The 19,195-nt window shown below is 69.1% G+C and carries 21 protein-coding genes and 1 other RNA gene; 13 read left to right on the forward strand and 9 right to left on the reverse strand.

The genetic code is table 11. The features are described from left to right. Together FHW79_RS20335 and FHW79_RS20340 are read left to right on the forward strand one after the other, a co-directional pair. The coding region (locus tag FHW79_RS20335) for an NAD(P)(+) transhydrogenase (Re/Si-specific) subunit beta (RefSeq protein ID WP_183180631.1) at positions 1–549 on the forward strand (549 nt) is incomplete at its 5' end. Between the two features lie 96 nt (positions 550–645). Next, positions 646–933 carry a DUF1330 domain-containing protein gene (locus FHW79_RS20340; protein WP_183180632.1) on the forward strand — a complete coding sequence of 96 codons (288 nt, stop codon included), beginning with the start codon at positions 646–648 and terminating at the stop codon, positions 931–933. Between the two features lie 69 nt (positions 934–1,002). Here the strand turns inward: FHW79_RS20340 and panB are convergent, their stop codons facing one another. Together panB and rpsU are read right to left on the reverse strand one after the other, a co-directional pair. Beyond that, positions 1,003–1,827, reverse strand: coding sequence for a 3-methyl-2-oxobutanoate hydroxymethyltransferase (panB, locus tag FHW79_RS20345; RefSeq protein ID WP_183180633.1), 825 nt, complete (start codon positions 1,825–1,827; stop codon positions 1,003–1,005). 193 nt (positions 1,828–2,020) lie between these two features. Continuing rightward, positions 2,021–2,224 carry a 30S ribosomal protein S21 gene (gene rpsU, locus FHW79_RS32810; protein ID WP_012974546.1) on the reverse strand — a complete coding sequence of 68 codons (204 nt, stop codon included), beginning with the start codon at positions 2,222–2,224 and terminating at the stop codon, positions 2,021–2,023. 216 nt (positions 2,225–2,440) lie between these two features. On the opposite strand from rpsU, the gene def reads away from it, so the two are divergent. Then, positions 2,441–2,983 carry a peptide deformylase gene (gene def / locus FHW79_RS20355; protein WP_183180634.1) on the forward strand — a complete coding sequence of 181 codons (543 nt, stop codon included), beginning with the start codon at positions 2,441–2,443 and terminating at the stop codon, positions 2,981–2,983. A gap of 1 nt (position 2,984) precedes the next feature. Next, positions 2,985–3,692: a COQ9 family protein gene (locus FHW79_RS20360; protein WP_183180635.1), complete on the forward strand. Its 708-nt coding sequence runs from the start codon at positions 2,985–2,987 to the stop codon at positions 3,690–3,692. A gap of 4 nt (positions 3,693–3,696) precedes the next feature. Here the strand turns inward: FHW79_RS20360 and FHW79_RS20365 are convergent, their stop codons facing one another. The 3 genes from FHW79_RS20365 to ssrA form a co-directional block, all read right to left on the reverse strand. Further along, positions 3,697–4,074 carry a TfoX/Sxy family protein gene (locus FHW79_RS20365; protein ID WP_183180636.1) on the reverse strand — a complete coding sequence of 126 codons (378 nt, stop codon included), beginning with the start codon at positions 4,072–4,074 and terminating at the stop codon, positions 3,697–3,699. Between the two features lie 10 nt (positions 4,075–4,084). Next, complete coding sequence (locus tag FHW79_RS20370) at positions 4,085–4,660, reverse strand: ClpXP protease specificity-enhancing factor SspB (RefSeq protein ID WP_183180637.1); 576 nt, start codon at positions 4,658–4,660, stop codon at positions 4,085–4,087. A 31-nt stretch (positions 4,661–4,691) separates the two neighbouring features. After that, positions 4,692–5,068, reverse strand: a transfer-messenger RNA (tmRNA) gene (ssrA, locus tag FHW79_RS20375). Positions 5,069–5,163: 95 nt separating this feature from the next. Here ssrA and thyX point away from each other — a divergent pair. Next, positions 5,164–6,102 carry an FAD-dependent thymidylate synthase gene (gene thyX, locus FHW79_RS20380; protein WP_145678343.1) on the forward strand — a complete coding sequence of 313 codons (939 nt, stop codon included), beginning with the start codon at positions 5,164–5,166 and terminating at the stop codon, positions 6,100–6,102. Positions 6,103–6,133: 31 nt separating this feature from the next. Further along, positions 6,134–8,044 carry a glycosyltransferase family 41 protein gene (locus FHW79_RS20385; protein WP_183180638.1) on the forward strand — a complete coding sequence of 637 codons (1,911 nt, stop codon included), beginning with the start codon at positions 6,134–6,136 and terminating at the stop codon, positions 8,042–8,044. A 6-nt stretch (positions 8,045–8,050) separates the two neighbouring features. On the opposite strand, the gene FHW79_RS20390 is transcribed toward FHW79_RS20385, so the two are convergent. Further along, positions 8,051–8,455 (reverse strand): DUF983 domain-containing protein, encoded by a 405-nt coding sequence (locus FHW79_RS20390; RefSeq protein ID WP_183180639.1) that lies wholly within the window; start codon positions 8,453–8,455, stop codon positions 8,051–8,053. Positions 8,456–8,515: 60 nt separating this feature from the next. Next, positions 8,516–8,707: a hypothetical protein gene (locus FHW79_RS20395; RefSeq protein WP_183180640.1), complete on the reverse strand. Its 192-nt coding sequence runs from the start codon at positions 8,705–8,707 to the stop codon at positions 8,516–8,518. A gap of 81 nt (positions 8,708–8,788) precedes the next feature. On the opposite strand from FHW79_RS20395, the gene FHW79_RS20400 reads away from it, so the two are divergent. From FHW79_RS20400 to FHW79_RS20410, 3 genes are all read left to right on the forward strand, one after another. Beyond that, positions 8,789–9,757, forward strand: a complete 969-nt coding sequence (locus tag FHW79_RS20400) for an ABC transporter substrate-binding protein (protein WP_183180641.1) — start codon at positions 8,789–8,791, stop codon at positions 9,755–9,757. Between the two features lie 141 nt (positions 9,758–9,898). Beyond that, positions 9,899–10,798 (forward strand): ABC transporter permease, encoded by a 900-nt coding sequence (locus FHW79_RS20405; protein ID WP_183180642.1) that lies wholly within the window; start codon positions 9,899–9,901, stop codon positions 10,796–10,798. Next, the gene (locus tag FHW79_RS20410) at positions 10,795–11,592 is read left to right on the forward strand and encodes an ABC transporter ATP-binding protein (protein ID WP_183180643.1); all 798 of its coding nucleotides are present in this window, start codon (positions 10,795–10,797) and stop codon (positions 11,590–11,592) included. Before FHW79_RS20405 ends, FHW79_RS20410 begins: the two co-directional genes overlap by 4 nt. A gap of 31 nt (positions 11,593–11,623) precedes the next feature. Here FHW79_RS20410 and FHW79_RS20415 read toward each other — a convergent pair whose 3' ends face one another. After that, entirely contained in the window at positions 11,624–13,432 is a 1,809-nt protein-coding gene (locus FHW79_RS20415) for a monovalent cation:proton antiporter-2 (CPA2) family protein (RefSeq protein ID WP_183180644.1), read from the reverse strand. Positions 13,433–13,567: 135 nt separating this feature from the next. Further along, the gene (gene apbC / locus FHW79_RS20420; RefSeq protein ID WP_183180645.1) at positions 13,568–14,737 is read right to left on the reverse strand and encodes an iron-sulfur cluster carrier protein ApbC; all 1,170 of its coding nucleotides are present in this window, start codon (positions 14,735–14,737) and stop codon (positions 13,568–13,570) included. A gap of 184 nt (positions 14,738–14,921) precedes the next feature. Here apbC and hflK point away from each other — a divergent pair, with 184 nt between their 5' ends. The 4 genes from hflK to FHW79_RS20440 all read left to right on the forward strand — a co-directional run bounded on the left by hflK (position 14,922) and on the right by FHW79_RS20440 (position 19,173). Next, positions 14,922–16,088, forward strand: coding sequence for an FtsH protease activity modulator HflK (gene hflK, locus FHW79_RS20425; protein WP_183180646.1), 1,167 nt, complete (start codon positions 14,922–14,924; stop codon positions 16,086–16,088). An 11-nt stretch (positions 16,089–16,099) separates the two neighbouring features. Beyond that, positions 16,100–17,047: a protease modulator HflC gene (hflC, locus tag FHW79_RS20430; RefSeq protein ID WP_183180647.1), complete on the forward strand. Its 948-nt coding sequence runs from the start codon at positions 16,100–16,102 to the stop codon at positions 17,045–17,047. Between the two features lie 123 nt (positions 17,048–17,170). Then, positions 17,171–17,359 (forward strand): DUF2065 domain-containing protein, encoded by a 189-nt coding sequence (locus tag FHW79_RS20435; RefSeq protein ID WP_183180648.1) that lies wholly within the window; start codon positions 17,171–17,173, stop codon positions 17,357–17,359. 257 nt (positions 17,360–17,616) lie between these two features. Beyond that, the gene (locus tag FHW79_RS20440; protein WP_183180649.1) at positions 17,617–19,173 is read left to right on the forward strand and encodes a DegQ family serine endoprotease; all 1,557 of its coding nucleotides are present in this window, start codon (positions 17,617–17,619) and stop codon (positions 19,171–19,173) included. Positions 19,174–19,195 lie beyond the last annotated feature (22 nt).

The following is a 19,195-nucleotide window of genomic DNA, read 5'->3' on the forward strand; positions in this document are numbered from 1 at the left end:
GCGGCCGGCGGCGGCGAGCGCGGCACGGTCAAGGCCGGCTCGCCGGAGGACGCGGCCTACATCATGAAGAACGCCCAGTCGGTGATCATCGTCCCGGGCTACGGCATGGCGGTGGCCCAGGCCCAGCACGCGCTGCGCGAGATGGCCGACCTGCTGAAGAAGGAAGGCGTCGAGGTCAAGTACGCCATCCATCCGGTGGCGGGGCGCATGCCCGGGCACATGAACGTGCTGCTGGCCGAGGCCAACGTGCCCTACGACGAGGTGTTCGAGCTGGAGGACATCAACCGCGATTTCGGCACGGCGGACGTGGCCTTCGTGATCGGCGCCAACGACGTGACCAACCCGGCGGCCAAGACCGATCCGCAGTCGCCGATCTACGGCATGCCGATCCTCGACGTGGAGAAGGCCAAGACGGTGTTCTTCATCAAGCGCGGCATGGCCGCCGGCTACGCCGGCGTCGAGAACGAGCTGTTCTTCCGCCCCAACACCATGATGCTCTTCGGCGACGCCAAGAAGGTCACCGAAGAGGTCGTGAAGTCGATGGAGTGATCCGCGCCCTTACGGCTGTGGGTTAGGATGAACCCCCGGGGTCGGCTCGCCCCGGGGGTTTCTTTTTGCCATCACAAGAAACGGAGAGAGGACGCCATGCCCGCCTACATCATCGCCGACGTGAACGTGACGAATCCCGAGGCCTATGAAAACTACAAGAAGCTGACCCCGAACGCGGTCGCCAAGAACGGCGGGCGGTTCATCGCCCGCGGCGGGCAGGCGGAGGAGCTGGAAGGCGGCTGGCAGCCCAGCCGCGTCGTCATTCTGGAGTTCCCGGACTACGCCGCCGCCAAGGCCTTCTACGACAGCCCCGAGTACCGCGAGGCGCGCGCGGCCCGGAAGGGCGCCGCCGACTTCCGCATGATCGTGGTGGACGGCGCCTGACATTCCCCGGAACAAGAAAAAAGCCGTGCGGAGCCGCACGGCTTCTCTTTCGGAAAGGGCAGGGGCCCCTTACGCCTTCTTGATGCCGAAGCAATGCTCCGGACCGGGGAAGCTGCGGGCCTTCACCTCGGCGGCGTAGGTCGCGGCGGACTCGCCGATGGCGGTGCCGAGCTGGGCGTAGCGCTTGACGAACTTGGGCTGGAATTCGCCGAACAGGCCGAACATATCGTCGGACACCAGAACCTGCCCGTCGCAGGCGGGGGAGGCGCCGATGCCGATGGTCGGGATGGTCACATCCTCGGTGATCTGGCGGGCCAGCGACTCCATCGTGCCCTCGATGACCAGGGAGAAGGCGCCGGATTCGGCGATGGCGCGGGCGTCGGCGCGGATGCGCTCCGCCGCTTCCGGATCGCGGCCCACCGCCTTGTAGCCGCCGAGCGCGTTGACCGACTGCGGCAGCAGCCCGACATGGCCCATCACCGGCACGCCGCGGGTGGTCAGGTAAGCCACCGTCTCGGCCATCTCCAGCCCGCCTTCCACCTTCACCGCCTGGGCGCCGCTCTCCGCCATGACGCGGGCGGCGTTGCGGAAGGCCACCTGCGGGCTCTCCTGGTAGCTGCCGAAGGGCAGGTCGACGACCACGCAGGCGTGGCGCGAACCGCGCACCACGGCGCCGCCATGGGCGATCATCATGTCGAGCGTGACGGGAAGCGTGCTGTCGAAGCCGTAAACCACCATGCCCAGCGAGTCGCCGACCAGCAGCAGGTCGACATGCGGGTCGAGCAGGCGGGCGACCGGGGTCGTATAGGCGGTCAGGCAGACGATCGGCTCACCGCCCTTGCGCGCGCGCAGCGCCGGCACGGAGACGCGCGGAGTGTCCTTGGATGCGCTCATTGGCGACCCTCCCCTTATATTTTCTTGGCAGACGTTCTTGCGCGGCGAAGCGGACCGCAGATGCACCAAAACCGCCCACGCGCAGACGCGGGGCGGCAGGTGCAGGACACAAGAGGGGCAAGCGCGCGAACGCGCATGGATGCCCGGCGCGCCGGAGCGCGCCTGTCAATCCGGCGCGAAACGCGCCTGAGGATTAATAGCCCTCGCGCTCCATGCGCTTGCGGAGCAGCTTGCGGGTGCGACGCACCGCCTCAGCCTTCTCACGCGCGCGCTTCTCCGAGGGCTTCTCGTAGTTCCGGCGCAGCTTCATTTCCCGGAAAATGCCCTCGCGCTGCATCTTCTTCTTCAGCGCGCGGAGGGCCTGATCGACGTTGTTGTCTCGGACCAGAACTTGCACGTTAACCGTCACCTTTATCAAGTGAGCCGAGTTGCCATGAAGCAACAAACAGGCATGCGACAGGCATGCGCTTTCGGGCGCACCCCTTGTGTGGACCTTTATGTAGCACGGACGGGGCCGCCTGTGAAGCGGAGTCTTCCAACCCTGCGTGTCCCAAGGGGACAATGTGTGGGCAAAACGGTTGCCCGGCGGCCCGCGGCGCCCAGATAATAGGGCATGGCCCTGTTGAAGATCGCCCGCATGGGGCACCCGGTGCTGCGCAAGGTCGCAGACCCGGTGCCCGACCCGACGGCCCCGGAGATCCGGCGGCTGGCGTCCGACATGATCGACACCATGCTGGACGCGCCCGGAGTCGGGCTGGCGGCGCCGCAGGTGCACGAATCGCTGCGCATGATCGTGTTCCGCGTTCCCGCCATGCGTTCCGGCGGCGAGTCGGTGGAGCCGACCGTCCTCATCAACCCGGTGATCGAGCCGTTGGACGATGGGATGGAGCATGGGATGGAGGGCTGCCTGTCGATTCCCGAGCTGCGCGGTGTCGTTCCGCGATTCGCGCGCATCCGCTACCGCGGCGTCGGGCTGGACGGCGAACCCATCGAGCGCGAAGCGTCGGGATTCCACGCCCGGGTCATCCAGCATGAGTGCGATCACCTGGACGGCGTGCTTTACATCGACCGGATGACCGATCTGCGCTATCTGGCCTTCACCGACGAGGCGCATCACGTGACCGAGGCGCTGGAACAGCAGGAGAGGAGTGACTGACATGGACGCTGCGCTGGATATGGACGCGGTGCGGGACGACATCCTGCTCTCCACGCTTCCCAACATCGTGTTCGACGGCTGGAGCCAGCAGGCGCTGCGCGATGGCGCGCAGATGGCCGGTTATGACACCGCGACCATGCACCGTGCCTTTCCCGGCGGCGTGCCGGAGCTGGTCGAGCATTTCGGCGCCTGGACCGACCGCCGCATGCTGGCGGAGCTGGACAAGCATCCGCTCGACGAGATGAGGGTGGGGGAGAAGATCGCGCTCGCCATCCGCACCCATTTCGAGGTGCTGGAGCCGCACATGGAGGCCAAGCGCCGGCTGCTCGCCTACCTCGCCATGCCGCAGAACATCGGCATGGGGCTGAGCATGCTTTACCGCACGGTGGACGCCATGTGGTTCGCCGCGGGCGACACGGCCACCGATTTCAACCACTACACCAAGCGTGCCACCCTGGCCGCGGTGCTCAGCTCCGCCACCTTCTACTGGCTCGACGACCAGTCGGAGGGTCATGCCGAGACCTGGGCCTTCGTGGACCGCCGTCTGGGCGATGTGATGAGCATGGGCAAGGCGATGTCCGCCATGGGGCGCGCCGGGCGCCTGCTCAGCCATCTGCCGAGCCCCGCGCGCTTTGCCCGTCAGGTCCGTCAGCGCGCCGGCGCCGCTCCGGTGGACACCGCCTCCGCCCATATGGCGGAGAACATCTGACGGTTCAGGCCCCGGCCTTCTTAAGGGGAACCTTTTTACGGGCGGGCTTCTTGACGGCGGCGGTGCGGATCGCCGCCGCCAGGGCCGGACGTGCCCAGAACAGAAGCTCGTCCGGGTCGTCCAGCGCCGAGTCGGGCGGCGGAAAATAGGGCAGGACCGTCGGCTTGTCGTCAAAGGGCTTGAACGGGCGCAGGCCCAGCGCCTCGTAATCCGGCCGGTTGCCGTCGTCGGTCTTGAAGTACAGGATGTTGCGGGCGACCAGCGCGAAGACGACGCCGTCGCAATAGACCGCGTACCCGCCGAACATGCGGCGGGCTGTGATGGCCCCCAAGGGCGTCAGCGACTCGCACAGGAAACGGACGAGTTCGCTGACCGTGGCCATGGCGGAACGCCTATTTTTTGCGGAACGCGTCGAGCGTCACGACCTCGCCGCGCTTCGGCTCCTCGCCGGAACGGTCCGTGTCGGGTTTGCCGCCGTCGGCTTTCGCCGTGTCGGACTTGGCCATATCGGACTTGGCCAGCTTCGCAATGGACGGCTTCGCCCCATCCATCGCCTTCTTCTCCGGCGCCTCGCGCGTGGGGATGGTGGCGATCTCCGCCGACTCGGCGGGTTCCACGGGCTGGAACTGGAGGGCGAAATTCTCCGACGGATCAGCGAAGGTTGTGATGGCGGCGTAGGGGATGACCAGCCGCTCATGCACGTTGTTGAAGCTCAGCGTCACCTCGAAATGATCATCCAGCGCTTCCAGCCCGTAGAACTGGTACTGGATGACGATGGTCATCTCGTTGGGATACTGGGACGACAGATATTCGGGGATGTCGACGCCCGGGTAACCCGTCCGGAAGGTCAGGTAGAAGTGATGATCGCCGGGGAGCCCGCGGTCCGTCACCTGGCGGAGCGCGTCACGGACGACACCGCGCAGGGCGGCCTCGACCATGCGGTCATAACGCAACTGCTCTCTCGGCATTCTTGGGCGGGTCCTTAACGCCAGACGGGTAAGTGTGGGCCTTCTGTTGCTAGGCGGCCCACGGCCCCACCCTCAGGTGCTACCCATCGGGGATTGATTTCGGTCAGTCACCGCCGTTAGGCGGCAACGGCGACCGGAGCAACGTTGTCGTTGGCAACTATTGCAATGGCCCGATAACGGCGGAACCATGCCGGGCGAAGACCATGCCTTTACCACGCGTGTCGATCCTATTTCGCCCCCAACGAACCCGCTCCCTACGGCAACGCCCGAGAGACCGGTGGTTTGTTTGGTGGAGGCGCCGGGTACCGCCCCCGGGTCCACAACGCTTATTCCGCAAGGCGTTTATCGCCATAGTCGGCTGCTGCCGACGGACCCAATATAGGCCCTTCGTCCGAAGATGGAAAGGGGGTCCGGCGGATTCTGACCCGACGCCCTTGCGAAGGGGGTGACTGTCCGGGTTCGCGGACGTAGAGTGCCGGCCGAATTCAGTCCCCGGAGTACCCATGCCGATCACGCCCGAGCAGCGCGCCGAGATCGACCGCCTGCGCGCCGTCACCGCCACCACCCGCCGCGCCACCGTTCCGGCCCTGGAGGAGATCCTCTATGAGCCGCTGGAGGTCCTAGACCACGGCTTCGTGCGCGTCGTCGACTACATGGGCGACGATTCGGCCGTCGTCCAGGCGGCGCGCGTGTCCTACGGCAAGGGCACCAAGAAGGTCACCGAGGACGCCGGCCTCATCAAGTATCTGATGCGCCACCGCCACTCGACCCCCTTCGAGATGTGCGAGATCAAGTTCCACGTCAAGCTGCCGATCTTCGTGGCCCGCCAGTGGATTCGCCACCGCACGGCGAACGTCAACGAATACTCCGCGCGCTACTCCATCCTGGACCGCGAGTTCTACATCCCGACGCCGGAGAACCTGGGTGCCCAGGCCGTCGTCAACCGGCAGGGCCGCGGCGACGTCCTCCAGGGCGATGAGGCGGCGGCGGTGATGAAGCTGCTGCGCGACGATTCGGAGGCGGTCTACGCCCATTACGAGGAGATGCTGAACCAGCGCGAGGACGGCACCACCATCGAGGAGGGCCGCCAGGGTCTGGCGCGCGAGCTGGCGCGCATGAACCTGACGCTGAACTACTACACGCAGTGGTATTGGAAGGTCGATCTCCACAACCTTCTGCATTTCCTCAGCCTGCGCGCCGACCCGCACGCCCAGTACGAGATCCGCGTCTACGCCGAGGCCATGCTGGACGTGGTGAAGCGCTGGGTTCCCGCCGTGTTCGACGCCTTCAGCGAGTACCGGCTGGGCGGCACCCACATGTCGAAGACCGGCCTGGAGGTCGTGAAGCGTCTGCTGTCGGGCGAGGCGGTGACCCAGGAGGCCAGCGGCCTGTCCAAGCGCGAGTGGCGGGAGCTGATGGACCAACTCGGCCGCGCCGAGTAACGCCCGCTTCAATCTCCAAAGGATCACCGTCATGACACCGCCCCCGATGACGCCGCACGAGGCCGATGGACTTCACCGCCAAGGCCTCGTCGCGGCGCAGGCCGGGCGGTTCGACGAGGCCCTGGATCGGATCGGGCGGGCCATCGCCGCCTATCCCTCGGTCCCCGTCTGGTGGGCCAACTACGGGCTGGTGATGGAAAGCCTGGGCGACGTCGCCGGGGCGGCCAACGCCTACGCCGGGGCGCTGAACCTCGACCCGTCGCTGGAGATGGCGATGGACGGGCTGCTCACCATGGCGGAAGCGGTCCGCCGGGCCGGCGATTCGGCGCGGGCGGAGGCCTTCTTCCGCCGCGCCATCGCGCTGAACCCGAAGACGCTGGCGGCCGTCGCCAATCTCGGCGTGCTGCTGCGCGCCCAGGCGCGGCGGGCGGAGGCGGTGGCGCTCTACGGGCGCGCCGGGCGGCTCGACCCGGCCAACTGGGCGCACCCCTACAACCTCGGCAACGCGTTGGCCGAGATGAACCGGCTGGACGAGGCCGACGACGCCTATCAGGCGGCGTTGGACCTCGCGCCGGGCCGGGCAGAGGTGCGGGCGAACCGCGCCACCCGCGTGCTCGCCATGCAGGGGCGGGCGGAGGAGGCTCTGACGGACATTGAAGCCGTGGTGGCGCAGCACGGCAATGTCGATTCGCTGCACGCCTCGCGCCTCTATCTGATGCAGTTCGTGCCGGGGCTGGCCATGCCGGCGATCGCCCAGGCCCACGCGGACTGGGGCGCCCGCTACCCCGACCGCCCGGCGCCCGCGGTGGCCGCTCCGGCGCCGAAGATCCGCATCGGCTATGTCTCTCCGGACTTCCGCGCGCATCCCGTGGGCTTCTTCCTGGAGCCGGTGCTGGCGAACCACGACCGCACCGCCTTCGAGGTCGTCTGCTACGCCAACACCGCCAACCCGGATTGGAAGACCGAGCGGCTGATGGCCCACGCCGAGCACTGGGTCTGGACCACCGGCCTGGACGACACGGCTCTGGCCCAGCGCATCCAGGCGGACGGCGTCCACATCCTGGTCGATCTGGCGGGCCACACCTTCGGCAACCGCCTGCCGGTCTTCGCGCGGCGCGCGGCGCCGGTGCAGGCAACCTGGGCGGGCTATGTTGGCACCACCGGCCTGCCGGCCATGGACTATTTGATTTCCGATTCGCGGCAGAGCCCGCCGGGGTCGGACGGCTGGTGCATCGAAGGCGTGGTGCGCATGCCCGACGCCTACGTGCCCTGGGCGCCGCCCGAGGACGCGCCGCCGGTCGCGGCGCTGCCGCTGGCGACGCGCGGTCACGCGACCTTCGGCTCCTTCAACGCGCTGCCCAAGCTGAACGCGGAGGTCGCGGCGCTGTGGGCGCGCGTGCTGGGCGCCGTCCCCGGCTCCCGCCTGCTGCTGCGCACGCCGGGGCTGGACGACGCCGGCACCGCCGCGCGCACGCTGGCCCTGTTCGAGCGGGCCGGGCTGGACCCGGCGCGGGTGGATCTGCGGGGTGGGGCGCCGCACCGCGACTTCCTGGCCGGCTATGGCGAAATTGACGTGGCGCTTGATCCCTTCCCCTATTCCGGCGGTCTGACGACCCTGGAGGCGCTGTGGATGGGCGTGCCGGTGGTGACGCTGGGCGGCGACCGCTTCTGCGCCCGCCATTCGGTGACGCACCTCGCCTCGGCGGGGCTGTCCGATCTGGTGGCCGACGGGCCGGACGGCTACGTCGCCAAGGCGGCGGCGCTGGTCGCCGACCCGGCGGTGCTGGCGGCCCTGCGCGGCGGGTTGCGGGACCGGCTGGCGGCGTCCCCGGCGCTGAACGGCGTGCGCTTCACCCGCGCGCTGGAGGCCGCCTACGGCGTGATGTGGCAGCGCTTCCAGGCCGAGCAGGGGCGGGCGAGCTTCGCCCTTAGCTTCGATTAAACAAGATCAGGCGCGCTCGGACCCCGGCGCGCCGGTGCTCCACAGCAGCCCCAGCACCACGCCCTTGCAGCGCGGCAGCAGCAGGCCGGTCAGCAGCAGGGTCAGCAACGGCCAGATGGTGAGATGCACCCAGGTCGCCGGCTCGTAGCTCTGCTCGACCGACAGGACCGCCGGGATGATGATGTGACCGACGATCAGGATGGTCATCCAGGGCGGGGCGTCGTCGGCGCGCAGATGGCCGAACGCCTCGCCGCAATGGGCGCAGTGGTCCACCGGCTTCAGGTAGTTCCGCAGCAGGCGTCCCCGTCCGCAGGCCGGGCATTGCCCCATCAGCCCGCGCAGCGCCGCCGTCGTCTTCGACCGCGCGCCGTCTTCCGCTCCGACCGCCGCCGCCCTGTCTTCCGCCGTCATGACCGTCCCCCTGCGTTCCGCTCCCCGAAGGGCCTCATATGGGGAGGGAGCGACCGATCGTCACGCCGTTCCGTCGCCCGCACCCCGGGGTTGCGCCGCGCGCAGGGCCTCCACGCGCCGGGCGATGTTCTCCAGCCGCATCTGAAGCTCATGGGCGCACAGGGCGTGCGCGGCGGCGCGGGCTTCGGCCTCGATGTCGGCGATGGCGGATTCGAGGGCGTGGATTCGGGAGTCGCGCGGGTCTTCGCTCATCGGATTCCTGTTCGGGCAGTTGACGGACCGGCCCCTGGGCGTCTACGGGATGCACAAACCCCCTCCGGGAGCCTGGGAGCCATGACGATCACCCGCCTGTTTTTCGCCGCCGCCACGGCGGCTGTCGCGCTGACCAGCGCCGCCGCCTTCGCCCAGACCAAGACCGTCGCGATCACCGCCATCGTCGAGCATCCGGCGCTGGACGCCACGCGCGACGGCGTGGTCGAGGCGCTGAAGGCCGCGGGCTACACGCCGGGTGACACCCTGAAGGTCGAGTATCAGAGCGCCCAGGGCAACCCCGCAACCGCCGCGCAGATCGCGCGCCAGTTCGCCGGCTCCCGTCCGGACGTGATCGTTCCGATCTCCACCCCCTCCGCCCAGGCCGTCGTCGCCTCGACCCGCGACATTCCGGTGGTCTTCACCGCGGTGACCGACCCGGTCGGCGCGCAGCTCGTCCGCAGCCTGGACAAGCCGGGCGCCAACGTGACCGGCGTCTCGGACATGGCCCCGGTGGCCGAGCATGTGGCGCTGATCCGCGAGATCGTGCCGTCGGTCAAGCGTCTGGGCGTCCTCTACAACGCCGGCGAGCCGAACTCCGTCTCGCTGGTCAAGGCGCTGAAGGACGAGGCGCAGAAGGCCGGGCTGACCGTGGTCGAGGCGACCGCCACCAAGTCCGCCGACGCCCAGCCCGCCGCCCGCAGCCTCGTCGGCAAGGCCGACGCCATCTACGTGCCGCTGGACAACACGGTGGTCTCGGCGCTGGAGAGCGTCGTGGCGGTCGGCCAGCAAGCCAAGCTGCCGGTCTTCTCCGCCGACACCGACAGCGTGGCGCGCGGCACGGTGGCCTCCATCGGCTTCGACTACCGGCAGGTCGGCCGCCAGACCGGCGAGGCCGTGGTCCGCATCCTCAAGGGCGAGAAGCCGGGCGACGTCTCGGTGACCTTCGCCAAGGGCACCGACCTGTTCGTGAATCCGAAATCCGCGGCGGCGATGGGCGTGACCATCCCCGAGGCGGTGACCCAGCGCGCGACCAAGGTGGTCGGGCAGTAAGTTGTTTCGTTGAGGGGGAGTGGTTGAGACGGGCCCCCTCCCGGCCTCTCCCCGCTTCGCAGGGGGAGGATAAAGCCCTCCCCTGCGGAGCGGGGGAGGGTTTGGGTGGGGGCCCGACGCGACACTTCCCAAGGACCGATCATGAGTGAAATCGCCTTTTTCGGGGCCGTCGAGATCGGGCTGGTGTACGCGCTGGTCGCCCTTGGCGTGTACCTGTCCTTCCGGGTGCTCGATTTCCCGGACCTGACGGTGGACGGCAGCTTCCCGCTGGGTGCCGCGGTCTGCGCCACGCTGCTGGTCGCCGGGGTCAACCCGTGGATCGCCAGTCTCGTCGCGGCGCTGGCCGGCTCGATGGCCGGGTTGGTCACGGCGACGCTGAACGTCCGCTTCAAGATCCTGCACCTGCTGGCCAGCATCCTGACGATGATCGCGCTGTTCTCGGTGAACCTGCGCGTGATGGGCCGCCCGAACGTGGCGCTGCTGATGCAGGACACGGTGCTGACGCCCTTCTACGGGCTGGGGCTGCCCGACCATGTGGTGCGGCCGCTGGTCGTCCTGGTTGTGGTCGTGGTGATCGTCCTGCTGCTGTCGCGCTTCCTGAACAGCGAATTCGGCCTCGCCATGCGGGCGACCGGCGTCAACGCGCGGATGGCCCGCGCGCAGGGGGTGCAGACCGACTTCCACATCTACGCCGGCATGGCCTTGTCGAATGGTCTGTGCGCCTTGGCCGGGGCCCTGTTCGCCCAGACCAACGGCTTCGCCGACGTGACCACCGGCATCGGCACCATCGTGGTCGGTCTGGCCGCGGTGATCGTCGGCGAGACGGTGCTGCCGGCCCGCGCGATCCTGTGGGCGCTGGTCGGCTGCGTCGTCGGCTCCATCCTCTACCGTCTGGCGGTCCAGCTGGCCCTGTCGGCGGACGCCATCGGGCTCCAGGCCTCCGACCTCAACCTCGTCACCGCCGTCCTGGTCGCGGTGGCGCTGATCCTGCCGCGGGTGCGGCTTAAAGCCGCGTCGAAGAAGAGGGAGGCCGTCCGATGATCACGGTCAACGGCATCCACGTCACCTTCGGGCTCGGCACCCCGCTGGAGAAGCACGCCCTGCGGGGCGTCGACCTGACGATCCCAGAAGGGCAGTTCGTCACCGTCATCGGCTCCAACGGCGCCGGCAAATCCACCTTCCTGGGCGCGCTGGCCGGCGACGTGATCGCCGAGGAGGGCCGCATCGCCATCGACGGGGTGGACGTCACCCGCTGGGCGACGCCGAAGCGCGCCTCGCTGGTCGCCCGCGTCTTCCAGGACCCGATGGTCGGAAGCTGCACCGCGCTTACCATCGAGGAGAACATGGCGCTGGCCGCCGCCCGCGGGCGGCGCCGCGGCCTGGGATCCGCCCTGCGCGGTGACCGCCGCCGGCATTTCCGCGAGCGCATCGCGGAGCTGGGGCTGGGGCTGGAGAACCGGCTGCACGACCGCATGGGCCTGCTGTCCGGCGGGCAGCGGCAGGCGGTCAGCTTGCTGATGGCGACGCTCGCCGGGTCGAAGATCCTGCTGCTCGACGAGCACACGGCGGCGCTCGACCCCGGAACGGCGGAGTTCGTGCTGGGCCTGACCCGCCGCATCGTCGAGGAGAACCGGCTGACCACGCTGATGGTCACCCATTCCATGCGGCAGGCGCTGGACTACGGCGACCGCACGGTGATGCTGCACGAGGGTCGGATCGTTCTGGACGTGTCCGGCGAGCAACGCGCCGGGCTGGACGTGCCGCACCTGCTGGCGCTGTTCGCCAAGCAGCGCGGCGGCGAGGACATCACCGACGACAGCCTGCTGATCGGCTGAGGCCTGATCGCCTGAGGCAGGGGGAGGGGCGTCAGACGGTCTTGCGGTCGCGCTCCTGCTCCGGGTCCTCGCGGTCGGCCTCGAACAGGGCCTGAAGCTCGGCGGCGGCCTGGCGGGAGGTCTGGATCAGGCGGTTCTCGTCGTGGTGCACGGCGTGCTGCCGGATCAACGTGCGCTCGTCATGCTCGCGGAAGGTGTCCAGCGTGTGCCGGGTCTCCTCCGGCGGCAGGCCCAGCGACTCCAGCACGCCGCCGGTCAGCCGCAGGCTGGAATCGTAGGTCTCGCGCACGAAATGCGTGACTCCTCGGTCCATCAGGAAATGGGCATGGCGGCGGTTGCGGGCGCGGGCGTGGATGACGAGGTGGGGGAAATGGCGCGTCGCCAGCTCCACCACGCGCAGCGACTGCTCCATGTCCTCCAGCGCCACCACCAGCACCTTGGCCTTGTCCGCCCCGGCGGCGCGCAGCAGGTCGAGCCGCGACGGGTCGCCGTAATAGACCTTGTTGCCGAATCGCCGCACGACGTCGACCTGCTCGGCGCTCTGCTCCAGCGCCGTGAAGGGGATGCCGCGCAGCCGCAGCACGCGGCCGACGATCTGCCCGACCCGGCCGAAGCCGCAGATCAGCACCGGCGGCTCCCCGTCCGGCGCGATGGTGTCGTAGGGGCGGACGGGCTTCACGATCAGCCGCGGCGCCAGCCAGCGCTCCTCCGCCGCGAAGACGAAGGGAGTGGCGATCATCGACAGCGTGACCACCAGCATGGCCGTCGCCGCCTGCCCCCCGCTCATTGCTCCGACGCCGACGGCCAGCCCGAACAGCACGAAGCCGAACTCGCCGCCCTGGCTCAGCACGGTCGACAACCGCGTCGAGCCGCCCGGGCGCAGCCCGGACAGGCGGGCCAGCCCGAACAGCGCCGCCGCCTTCAGCGCCATCAGCCCGAGCGCCAGCGACAGGTAGCGCACCGGCTCGGCCATCAGCGCCGCCACGTCGGCCCCCATGCCCACTGAGACGAAGAACAGGCCGAGCAGCAGCCCCTCGAACGGCGCGATGTCGGCCTGCACCTCGTGCCGGTATTCCGAATCGGACAGCAGCACCCCGGCCATGAAGGCGCCGAGCGACATGGACAGCCCCGCCCAGGCGGCGAACAGGGCGGTGCCCAGAACGATCAGCAGGGCGGTGGCGGTGAAGATCTCCGGCGTCCGGGCGCCGTCCACGATGCGCAGCACGGGGCGCAGCAGATAGCGGCCGCCGGCCAGGATCACCGCGATCGCTCCGCCAGCCTTCAGCACGGCCAGCCACGCGGTTCCGGCGTCCGGCACCTCCCCGGCGCCATGGCCGAGCAGGGGCAGCAGCGCCACCGCCGGGATGATGGCGAGGTCCTGGAAGAGCAGGATCGAGAAGGCGCTGCGTCCGGCGTTGGTGGTCAGCAGTTCCCGCTCCGCCAGCATGGGCAGCACCATGGCGGTGGAGGACAGCGAAAGGCCGAATCCGGTCACCGCGGCGGCGGCCGGGGAGAAACCCAGCAGGACAATGGTAGCGGCGGCGATCACGACGGCGGTCACCGCAACCTGGGCGCCGCCGAGCCCCAGGACCGATCGTCGCATCACCCACAGGCGGGCGGGGCGCAGCTCCAGCCCGATCAGGAACAGCAGCATGATGACGCCGAGTTCCGAAACGTGCCGGATCGCCTCGACGTCCGTCACCAACCCGAGCCCGCCCGGTCCGATGGCCAGCCCCGCCGCGAGATAGCCGAGCGGCCCGCCGAAGCCGATCCGCTTGGCCACCGGCACCGCCAGGACCACGGCGGCCAGCAGCACCACCAACGTCACGAAATCCGGCATCGGTCCCACCCCCTAAAGGCTTGCCCCCACCCTAACCCTCCCCCGCTGACGCAGGGGAGGGAACTTAGGCCCTCCCCGTTAGCGGGGGAGGGAGGGGACCCACGAAGTGGGGAGGGTGGGGGCAAGTGCGCCCCCTTACGACACCACGATCCGCGGCGCCGCCCGCGCCGGGCCCTGCTCGCCGGCGATCTTCTCCCACAGGCGCTTGGCGATTCCGCGGTAGACCTTCGCGTGCTCCGACTCGGGCTGGGACACCACGATGGGCTGGCCCTGGTCGGAGGTCTCGCGGATGTCGAGGTGCAGCGGGACCTCGCCGAGGAACTCCATGCCCAGGTCCGACGCCTCCTTGCGGGCGCCGCCGTGGCTGAAGATGTCCGTGCGGTGGCCGCAGTTGGGACAGCAGAAGTAGCTCATGTTCTCGATGATGCCGAGGACGGGCACGTCCACGCGGCGGAACATGTTCAGCCCCTTGCGAGCGTCGAGCAGGGCGATGTCCTGCGGGGTCGAGACGATCACCGCCCCGGCCAGCGGCACCTGCTGCGCCATGGTGAGCTGGGCGTCGCCGGTGCCCGGCGGCATGTCCACCACCAGAACGTCGAGCGTGCCCCAGTTCACGTCGCGCAGCATCTGCTGCAGGGCGCTCATCACCATCGGGCCGCGCCAGATCATCGGCGTGTCCTCGGCGACCAGGAAGCCCATTGACATCACCTTGATGCCGTAATTCTCCATCGGCTCCAGGATCTTGCCGTCGCGGCTGGTCGGCCGGCCGGAGATGCCCAGCATGCGCGGCATGGACGGGCCGTAGATGTCGGCGTCCAGAAGTCCGACCTTCAACCCGTTCGCCGCCATGGCGAGGGCGAGATTGCTGGCCGTGGTGGACTTGCCGACGCCACCCTTGCCCGAGGCGACGGCGACGATGGCCCTCACGCCCGGCACCAGCGGCTTCTGCTCCGCCGGCTGCCCATGGGAGTGGCCGTGGGAGTGCCCCTGGCCGCCATGGGAGTGCCCATGAGCATGGCCATGGCCCTGCTGCGGAGCCGCGCCCTGGCCGGCGGGGCGGTGCGCCGTCAGGACCGCGGTGACCGACAGGACGCCCGGCAGGGACTCCACCGCTTTCTCGGCGGCGTGGCGCACCGGCTCGGCCTGGGCGCCGCGCTTGGGATCCACTTCGATCGAAAAGGCGACGTGCCCGTCACGCACGACAAGGCCGGAAAGCATGCCGAGGCTGACGACGTCCTTGCCCCGTTCCGGATCGACAACCGTCCTCAGAGCTTCAAGGACTTGAGCTTCGCTGACCTGCGCCATGGTTGAAAACTCCGCTTCCTTCCCGATATTGGCGGATATCCGTCGGTGAAATCCTTCCCCGAATGGGATGGGCACTATAGGGCCGGCGGACAATAATGGTAAAGGGATCGGACGGTCCGGAAACGATTTGTTTTCCGGAATTTCCGTCCCAAGAATTGAGAGAGCGCGAAGGGGAACGAACGGAATGCCGTGGAGCAATCAGGGAGGGGGCGGCGGTGGCGGCCCCTGGGGTCCTCCGCCGGGTGGTGGCGGTCAGAATCCGTGGGGCCGTCCGCCGGGTGGCGGCGGCGGCGGCGGTGGTGGCGGCGGCGGAGGGCCGCAGCCGCCGGACCTGGAGGATCTGCTGCGCCGCGGCCAGGACCGCCTGAAGCGGGTGATGCCGGGCGGCGTCGGCAGCGGCCGGGGCATCGCGCTCGTCGTCGGCCTGCTGGCCGTGGTCTGGCTGGCCAGCGGCATCTACCGCGTCGAGGCGGACGAGCAGGGCGTCGTGCTGCGCTTCGGCCAGTGGGTGCGCACCGAACAGCCCGGCCTGCGCTACCACCTGCCGTCGCCCATCGAAACGGTGCTGATGCCCAAGGTGACGCGCGTCAACCGCATCGAGGTCGGCTACCGCTCGGCCGGCGACGGCCGGCGCGGCGACAGGGACGTTCCCGACGAGTCGCTGATGCTGACCGGCGACGAGAACATCATCGACATCGACTTCACGGTCTTCTGGGTCATCAAGGACGCGGGCGAGTATCTGTTCAAGATCCGCGACCCCGAGGCCACCGTGAAGAAGGCGGCGGAAAGCGCGATGCGCGAGGTCATCGGCCGCACCGACCTGCAGCCGGCCCTGACCGAGGCCCGCCAGCAGATCGAAACCTCCACCCGCCAGCTCCTCCAGGCCATGCTGGACGACTATGAGGCGGGCATCGAGGTGACGCAGGTGCAGCTGCAGAAGGCCGACCCGCCGTCGCCCGTCATCGACGCCTTCAACGACGTGCAGCGCGCCCGCGCCGACCGCGAACGCGCCCGCAACGAGGCCGAGGCCTACCGGAACGACGTGATCCCGCGCGCCCGAGGCGACGCGGAACGGCTGATCCAGGAGGCTTCCGCCTATCGCGAGCAGGTCGTGAACCTGGCCCAGGGTGACGCCGACCGCTTCCGCAAGGTCTACGACGCCTACACGACCGCCAAGGACGTGACCGCCAAGCGCATGTATCTGGAGACCATGGAAGAGATCCTGCGCGGCGCGAACAAGGTCATCATCGACGGCAACGCGCAGGGTGCCCAGGGCGTGGTTCCCTATCTGCCGCTCAACCAGCTCCAGACTGCCCCGGCGCGGCCCGCCGGCCAGCAGCCGGCCCGTTGAGGAGGGATGCCATGAACCGCACATTGTTGGTCGCCGGCATCGGCATCCTCGCCGCGGGCGTGCTCGCCTCGGCCTCGCTGTTCACGGTGAACGAGGCGCAGCAGGCGCTCGTCCTCCAGTTCGGCGAGCCGATGCGCGTCATCCGCGAACCCGGCCTGAAGGCCAAGGTCCCCTTCATCCAGGAAGTCCGCATCCTCGACCGCCGCGTGCTCGACCTCGATCCGCCGGTGGAGCAGGTCATCCTGGCCGACCAGAAGCGCCTGGACGTGGACGCCTTCGCGCGCTACCGCATCCTGGACCCGCTGCGCTTCTACCAGACCGCCGGCAACGAGGCGGTGGCCGAGACGCGGATGAACGCCATCGTGAACTCGGCGCTGCGCCGCGTTCTCGGCAGCGTGACGCTGCTCGCCATCCTGTCGGACGAACGTCCGCGCGTGATGAACGACATCCGCGGGCAGGTGAACGACGAGGCGAAGCGCTTCGGCATCGAGATCGTCGACGTTCGAATCCGCCGCGCCGATCTCCCGGAGGAGACCAGCCAGTCGATCTTCGCCCGCATGCGGTCGGAGCGTGAGCGCGAAGCCGCCGAGGCCCGCGCCCAGGGCCAGGAGCAGTCGCAGCAGATCCGCTCCCGCGCGGACCGCGAGCGCACCGTCATCCTGGCCGAAGCGCAGCGCGATTCGCAGATCCTGCGCGGTGAAGGCGACAACCAAGCGCTGAAGCTCATCGCCGAGGCGACGTCGCAGGACCCGCAGTTCTACAGCTTCTACCGGACGCTCGAAGCCTACCGGAAGTCGCTGAACAAGGACGACACCACCATGGTGCTGTCCCCGACCGGCGAGTTCTTCCGCTACTTCGGCGACATCACCGGCGGCGGCAACGGCCAGCCCGCTCCGGCCTCGGGCAGCGGCCCGGCGCCGCAGCGGGCCCCGGCCCCGGCGACCGCCCAGCAGCAGTAAGACGTCGCGCTCGATTCCCTTCCCCCTTTGTCCCGGGGGAGGGGGTGGGGTGGGGGCTCCCGTTCTCCCACCCCGCTTTTGTCTTGCCGCATTGGCTCCCTTCTCCGAAATGCCGCCCGACCGATGACGGATTTTCTCACCGCGCTGGCCCTGGTCCTGGTGATCGAGGGCGTGCTCTACGCGCTGTTCCCGTCCGCGATGCGGCGCCTGATCGTCGAGGCGCTGACGATGCCGGAGAACCGGTTGCGCGCCGTCGGGCTGGCGACGGCGATGGCCGGTGTCGGATTCGTCTGGCTTCTGCGGGGCGTTTGACACCCTTTTGCCGCGCGCGCGTCGCTGGACCGCGCCGCCATTTTCCGGCCATACTCCGACTTCTATACTCGCGCGTCCTCCGTGGCGGATGGGACCCGTGCGCCTTTGCTTGAAGCGGTGACGCGCGGGGATTACATCCGGCACACGGATCGGTGAAGCGCCCCCTCGGACCGCGATTGGCATGAAGCCGCGGGCCGATTGGAACAGATGGCCGATTGGAACAAGAAGGTGCCGGATGTCCGGCAGGGAGAGCTGAGTTGAACCCGAACCACCCCATCCACCGCGCCGAATCCGGCCGCGAAGCGGGCAACCGGTCGCTGGGCCGCCGTCTGCGCGTCGTGCCGCTGATCGCCGCTCTCCTGTTGGGGCTGTCCGCCGCCGTCGGCACCCCCGCCATGGCCCAGTCGCGCCCGGCGCCGACCAGCTTCGCCGACCTGTCGGAAAAGCTGCTGCCCGCCGTGGTCAACATCTCCACCAGCCAGGCGGTGGCGCAGCGCCAGCAGGGTGCCCGTCCCGAGATGCCGCAGTTCCCGCCGGGCTCGCCGTTCGAGGAGTTTTTCCGCGACTTCTTCGACCGCCAGCAGCAGGACCAGCCGCAGCAGCCGCGCAAGTCGACATCGCTCGGCTCCGGCTTCATCATCGACGCCAAGAACGGCTACGTGGTCACCAACAACCACGTCATCCAGGACGCCGACGAGATCACCGTCATCCTGCAGGACGACACCAACATCAAGGCGGAGCTGATCGGCAAGGACCCAAAGACCGACGTCGCCCTGCTGAAGATCACCACCAACCACCCGCTGGTCGCCGTGCCCTTCGGCGATTCGGACGCCATGCGCGTGGGCGACTGGGTGCTGGCCATCGGCAACCCGTTCGGCCTGGGTGGCTCGGTCACCGCCGGCATCATCTCGGCCCGCCAGCGTGACATCAACGCCGGTCCCTACGACGACTTCCTGCAGACCGACGCCTCGATCAACCGCGGCAACTCCGGCGGCCCGATGTTCAACCTGAACGGCGAGGTCATCGGCATCAACACGGCGATCTTCTCGCCGTCGGGCGGTTCGGTCGGCATCGGCTTCGCCATCCCGTCCAACCTCGCCAAGCAGGTGGTCGCGCAACTCCGTGAGTACGGCAAGACCCGCCGCGGCTGGCTGGGCGTGCGCATCCAGGGCGTGACCCCGGAGATCGCCGAGAGCCTGGGCCTGCAGGGCCACAAGGGCGCGCTGGTCGCCTCCGTCACCCCGAACGGCCCGGCGGCCAAGGCCGGCATCCAGGCGGGCGACGTGGTGACCAAGTTCGACGGCAAGGAAATCAACGAGATGCGCCGCCTGCCGCGCGTCGTCGCCGAAACGCCGATCGAGAAAGCCGTCCCGGTCGAGGTGTGGCGCAAGGGCAAGTCGCAGCAGCTCCAGGTGAAGGTGGGCGAGCTTGAGGCCGCCGAGGAATCGGGCCTTCTCGCCGCCAATCCGGAGGAGCAGCGCCGCCAGCCGCAGCAGGCCCCGGCCCAGAAGCCGACCGAGACTCTGGGCCTGAAGCTGACCAACATCACCCCGGAGCTGCGCCAGCAGTTCGAGATCAAGCCCGAGCTGAAGGGCGTCGTGGTGACCGAGGTGGCGGGCAACTCCACCGCCTCGGAGAAGGGCATCCGCGCCGGCGACGTCATCATCGAGGTCGGCCAGGAGGAGGTCCGCAAGCCGGAGGACGTGACGTCCAAGATCCAGAAGGCCAAGGAGCAGGGCAAGAAGTCCATCCTGCTTCTGGTGGACCGCCACGGCGACCTGCGCTTCGTCGCCATCCCGCTCAGCCAGGGCTGATCGGAGAGGCCATTTCCAAACG

The sequence above is a fragment of the Azospirillum sp. OGB3 genome (assembly GCF_014192915.1).
Classification (GTDB): domain Bacteria; phylum Pseudomonadota; class Alphaproteobacteria; order Azospirillales; family Azospirillaceae; genus Azospirillum.

Coding starts and splice junctions, on each gene's coding strand:
- FHW79_RS20395 (WP_183180640.1), bottom strand. CDS start 8,707: ATGAGCGAAGACCCGCGCGACTCCCGAATCCACGCCCTCGAATCCGCC.
- FHW79_RS20385 (WP_183180638.1), top strand. CDS start 6,134: ATGACACCGCCCCCGATGACGCCGCACGAGGCCGATGGACTTCACCGC.
- FHW79_RS20360 (WP_183180635.1), top strand. CDS start 2,985: ATGGACGCTGCGCTGGATATGGACGCGGTGCGGGACGACATCCTGCTC.
- FHW79_RS20410 (WP_183180643.1), top strand. CDS start 10,795: ATGATCACGGTCAACGGCATCCACGTCACCTTCGGGCTCGGCACCCCG.
- FHW79_RS20340 (WP_183180632.1), top strand. CDS start 646: ATGCCCGCCTACATCATCGCCGACGTGAACGTGACGAATCCCGAGGCC.
- def (WP_183180634.1), top strand. CDS start 2,441: ATGGCCCTGTTGAAGATCGCCCGCATGGGGCACCCGGTGCTGCGCAAG.
- FHW79_RS20370 (WP_183180637.1), bottom strand. CDS start 4,660: ATGCCGAGAGAGCAGTTGCGTTATGACCGCATGGTCGAGGCCGCCCTG.
- FHW79_RS20390 (WP_183180639.1), bottom strand. CDS start 8,455: ATGACGGCGGAAGACAGGGCGGCGGCGGTCGGAGCGGAAGACGGCGCG.
- FHW79_RS20365 (WP_183180636.1), bottom strand. CDS start 4,074: ATGGCCACGGTCAGCGAACTCGTCCGTTTCCTGTGCGAGTCGCTGACG.
- thyX (WP_145678343.1), top strand. CDS start 5,164: ATGCCGATCACGCCCGAGCAGCGCGCCGAGATCGACCGCCTGCGCGCC.
- FHW79_RS20400 (WP_183180641.1), top strand. CDS start 8,789: ATGACGATCACCCGCCTGTTTTTCGCCGCCGCCACGGCGGCTGTCGCG.
- hflK (WP_183180646.1), top strand. CDS start 14,922: ATGCCGTGGAGCAATCAGGGAGGGGGCGGCGGTGGCGGCCCCTGGGGT.
- FHW79_RS20405 (WP_183180642.1), top strand. CDS start 9,899: ATGAGTGAAATCGCCTTTTTCGGGGCCGTCGAGATCGGGCTGGTGTAC.
- panB (WP_183180633.1), bottom strand. CDS start 1,827: ATGAGCGCATCCAAGGACACTCCGCGCGTCTCCGTGCCGGCGCTGCGC.
- FHW79_RS20435 (WP_183180648.1), top strand. CDS start 17,171: ATGACGGATTTTCTCACCGCGCTGGCCCTGGTCCTGGTGATCGAGGGC.
- hflC (WP_183180647.1), top strand. CDS start 16,100: ATGAACCGCACATTGTTGGTCGCCGGCATCGGCATCCTCGCCGCGGGC.
- FHW79_RS20415 (WP_183180644.1), bottom strand. CDS start 13,432: ATGCCGGATTTCGTGACGTTGGTGGTGCTGCTGGCCGCCGTGGTCCTG.
- apbC (WP_183180645.1), bottom strand. CDS start 14,737: ATGGCGCAGGTCAGCGAAGCTCAAGTCCTTGAAGCTCTGAGGACGGTT.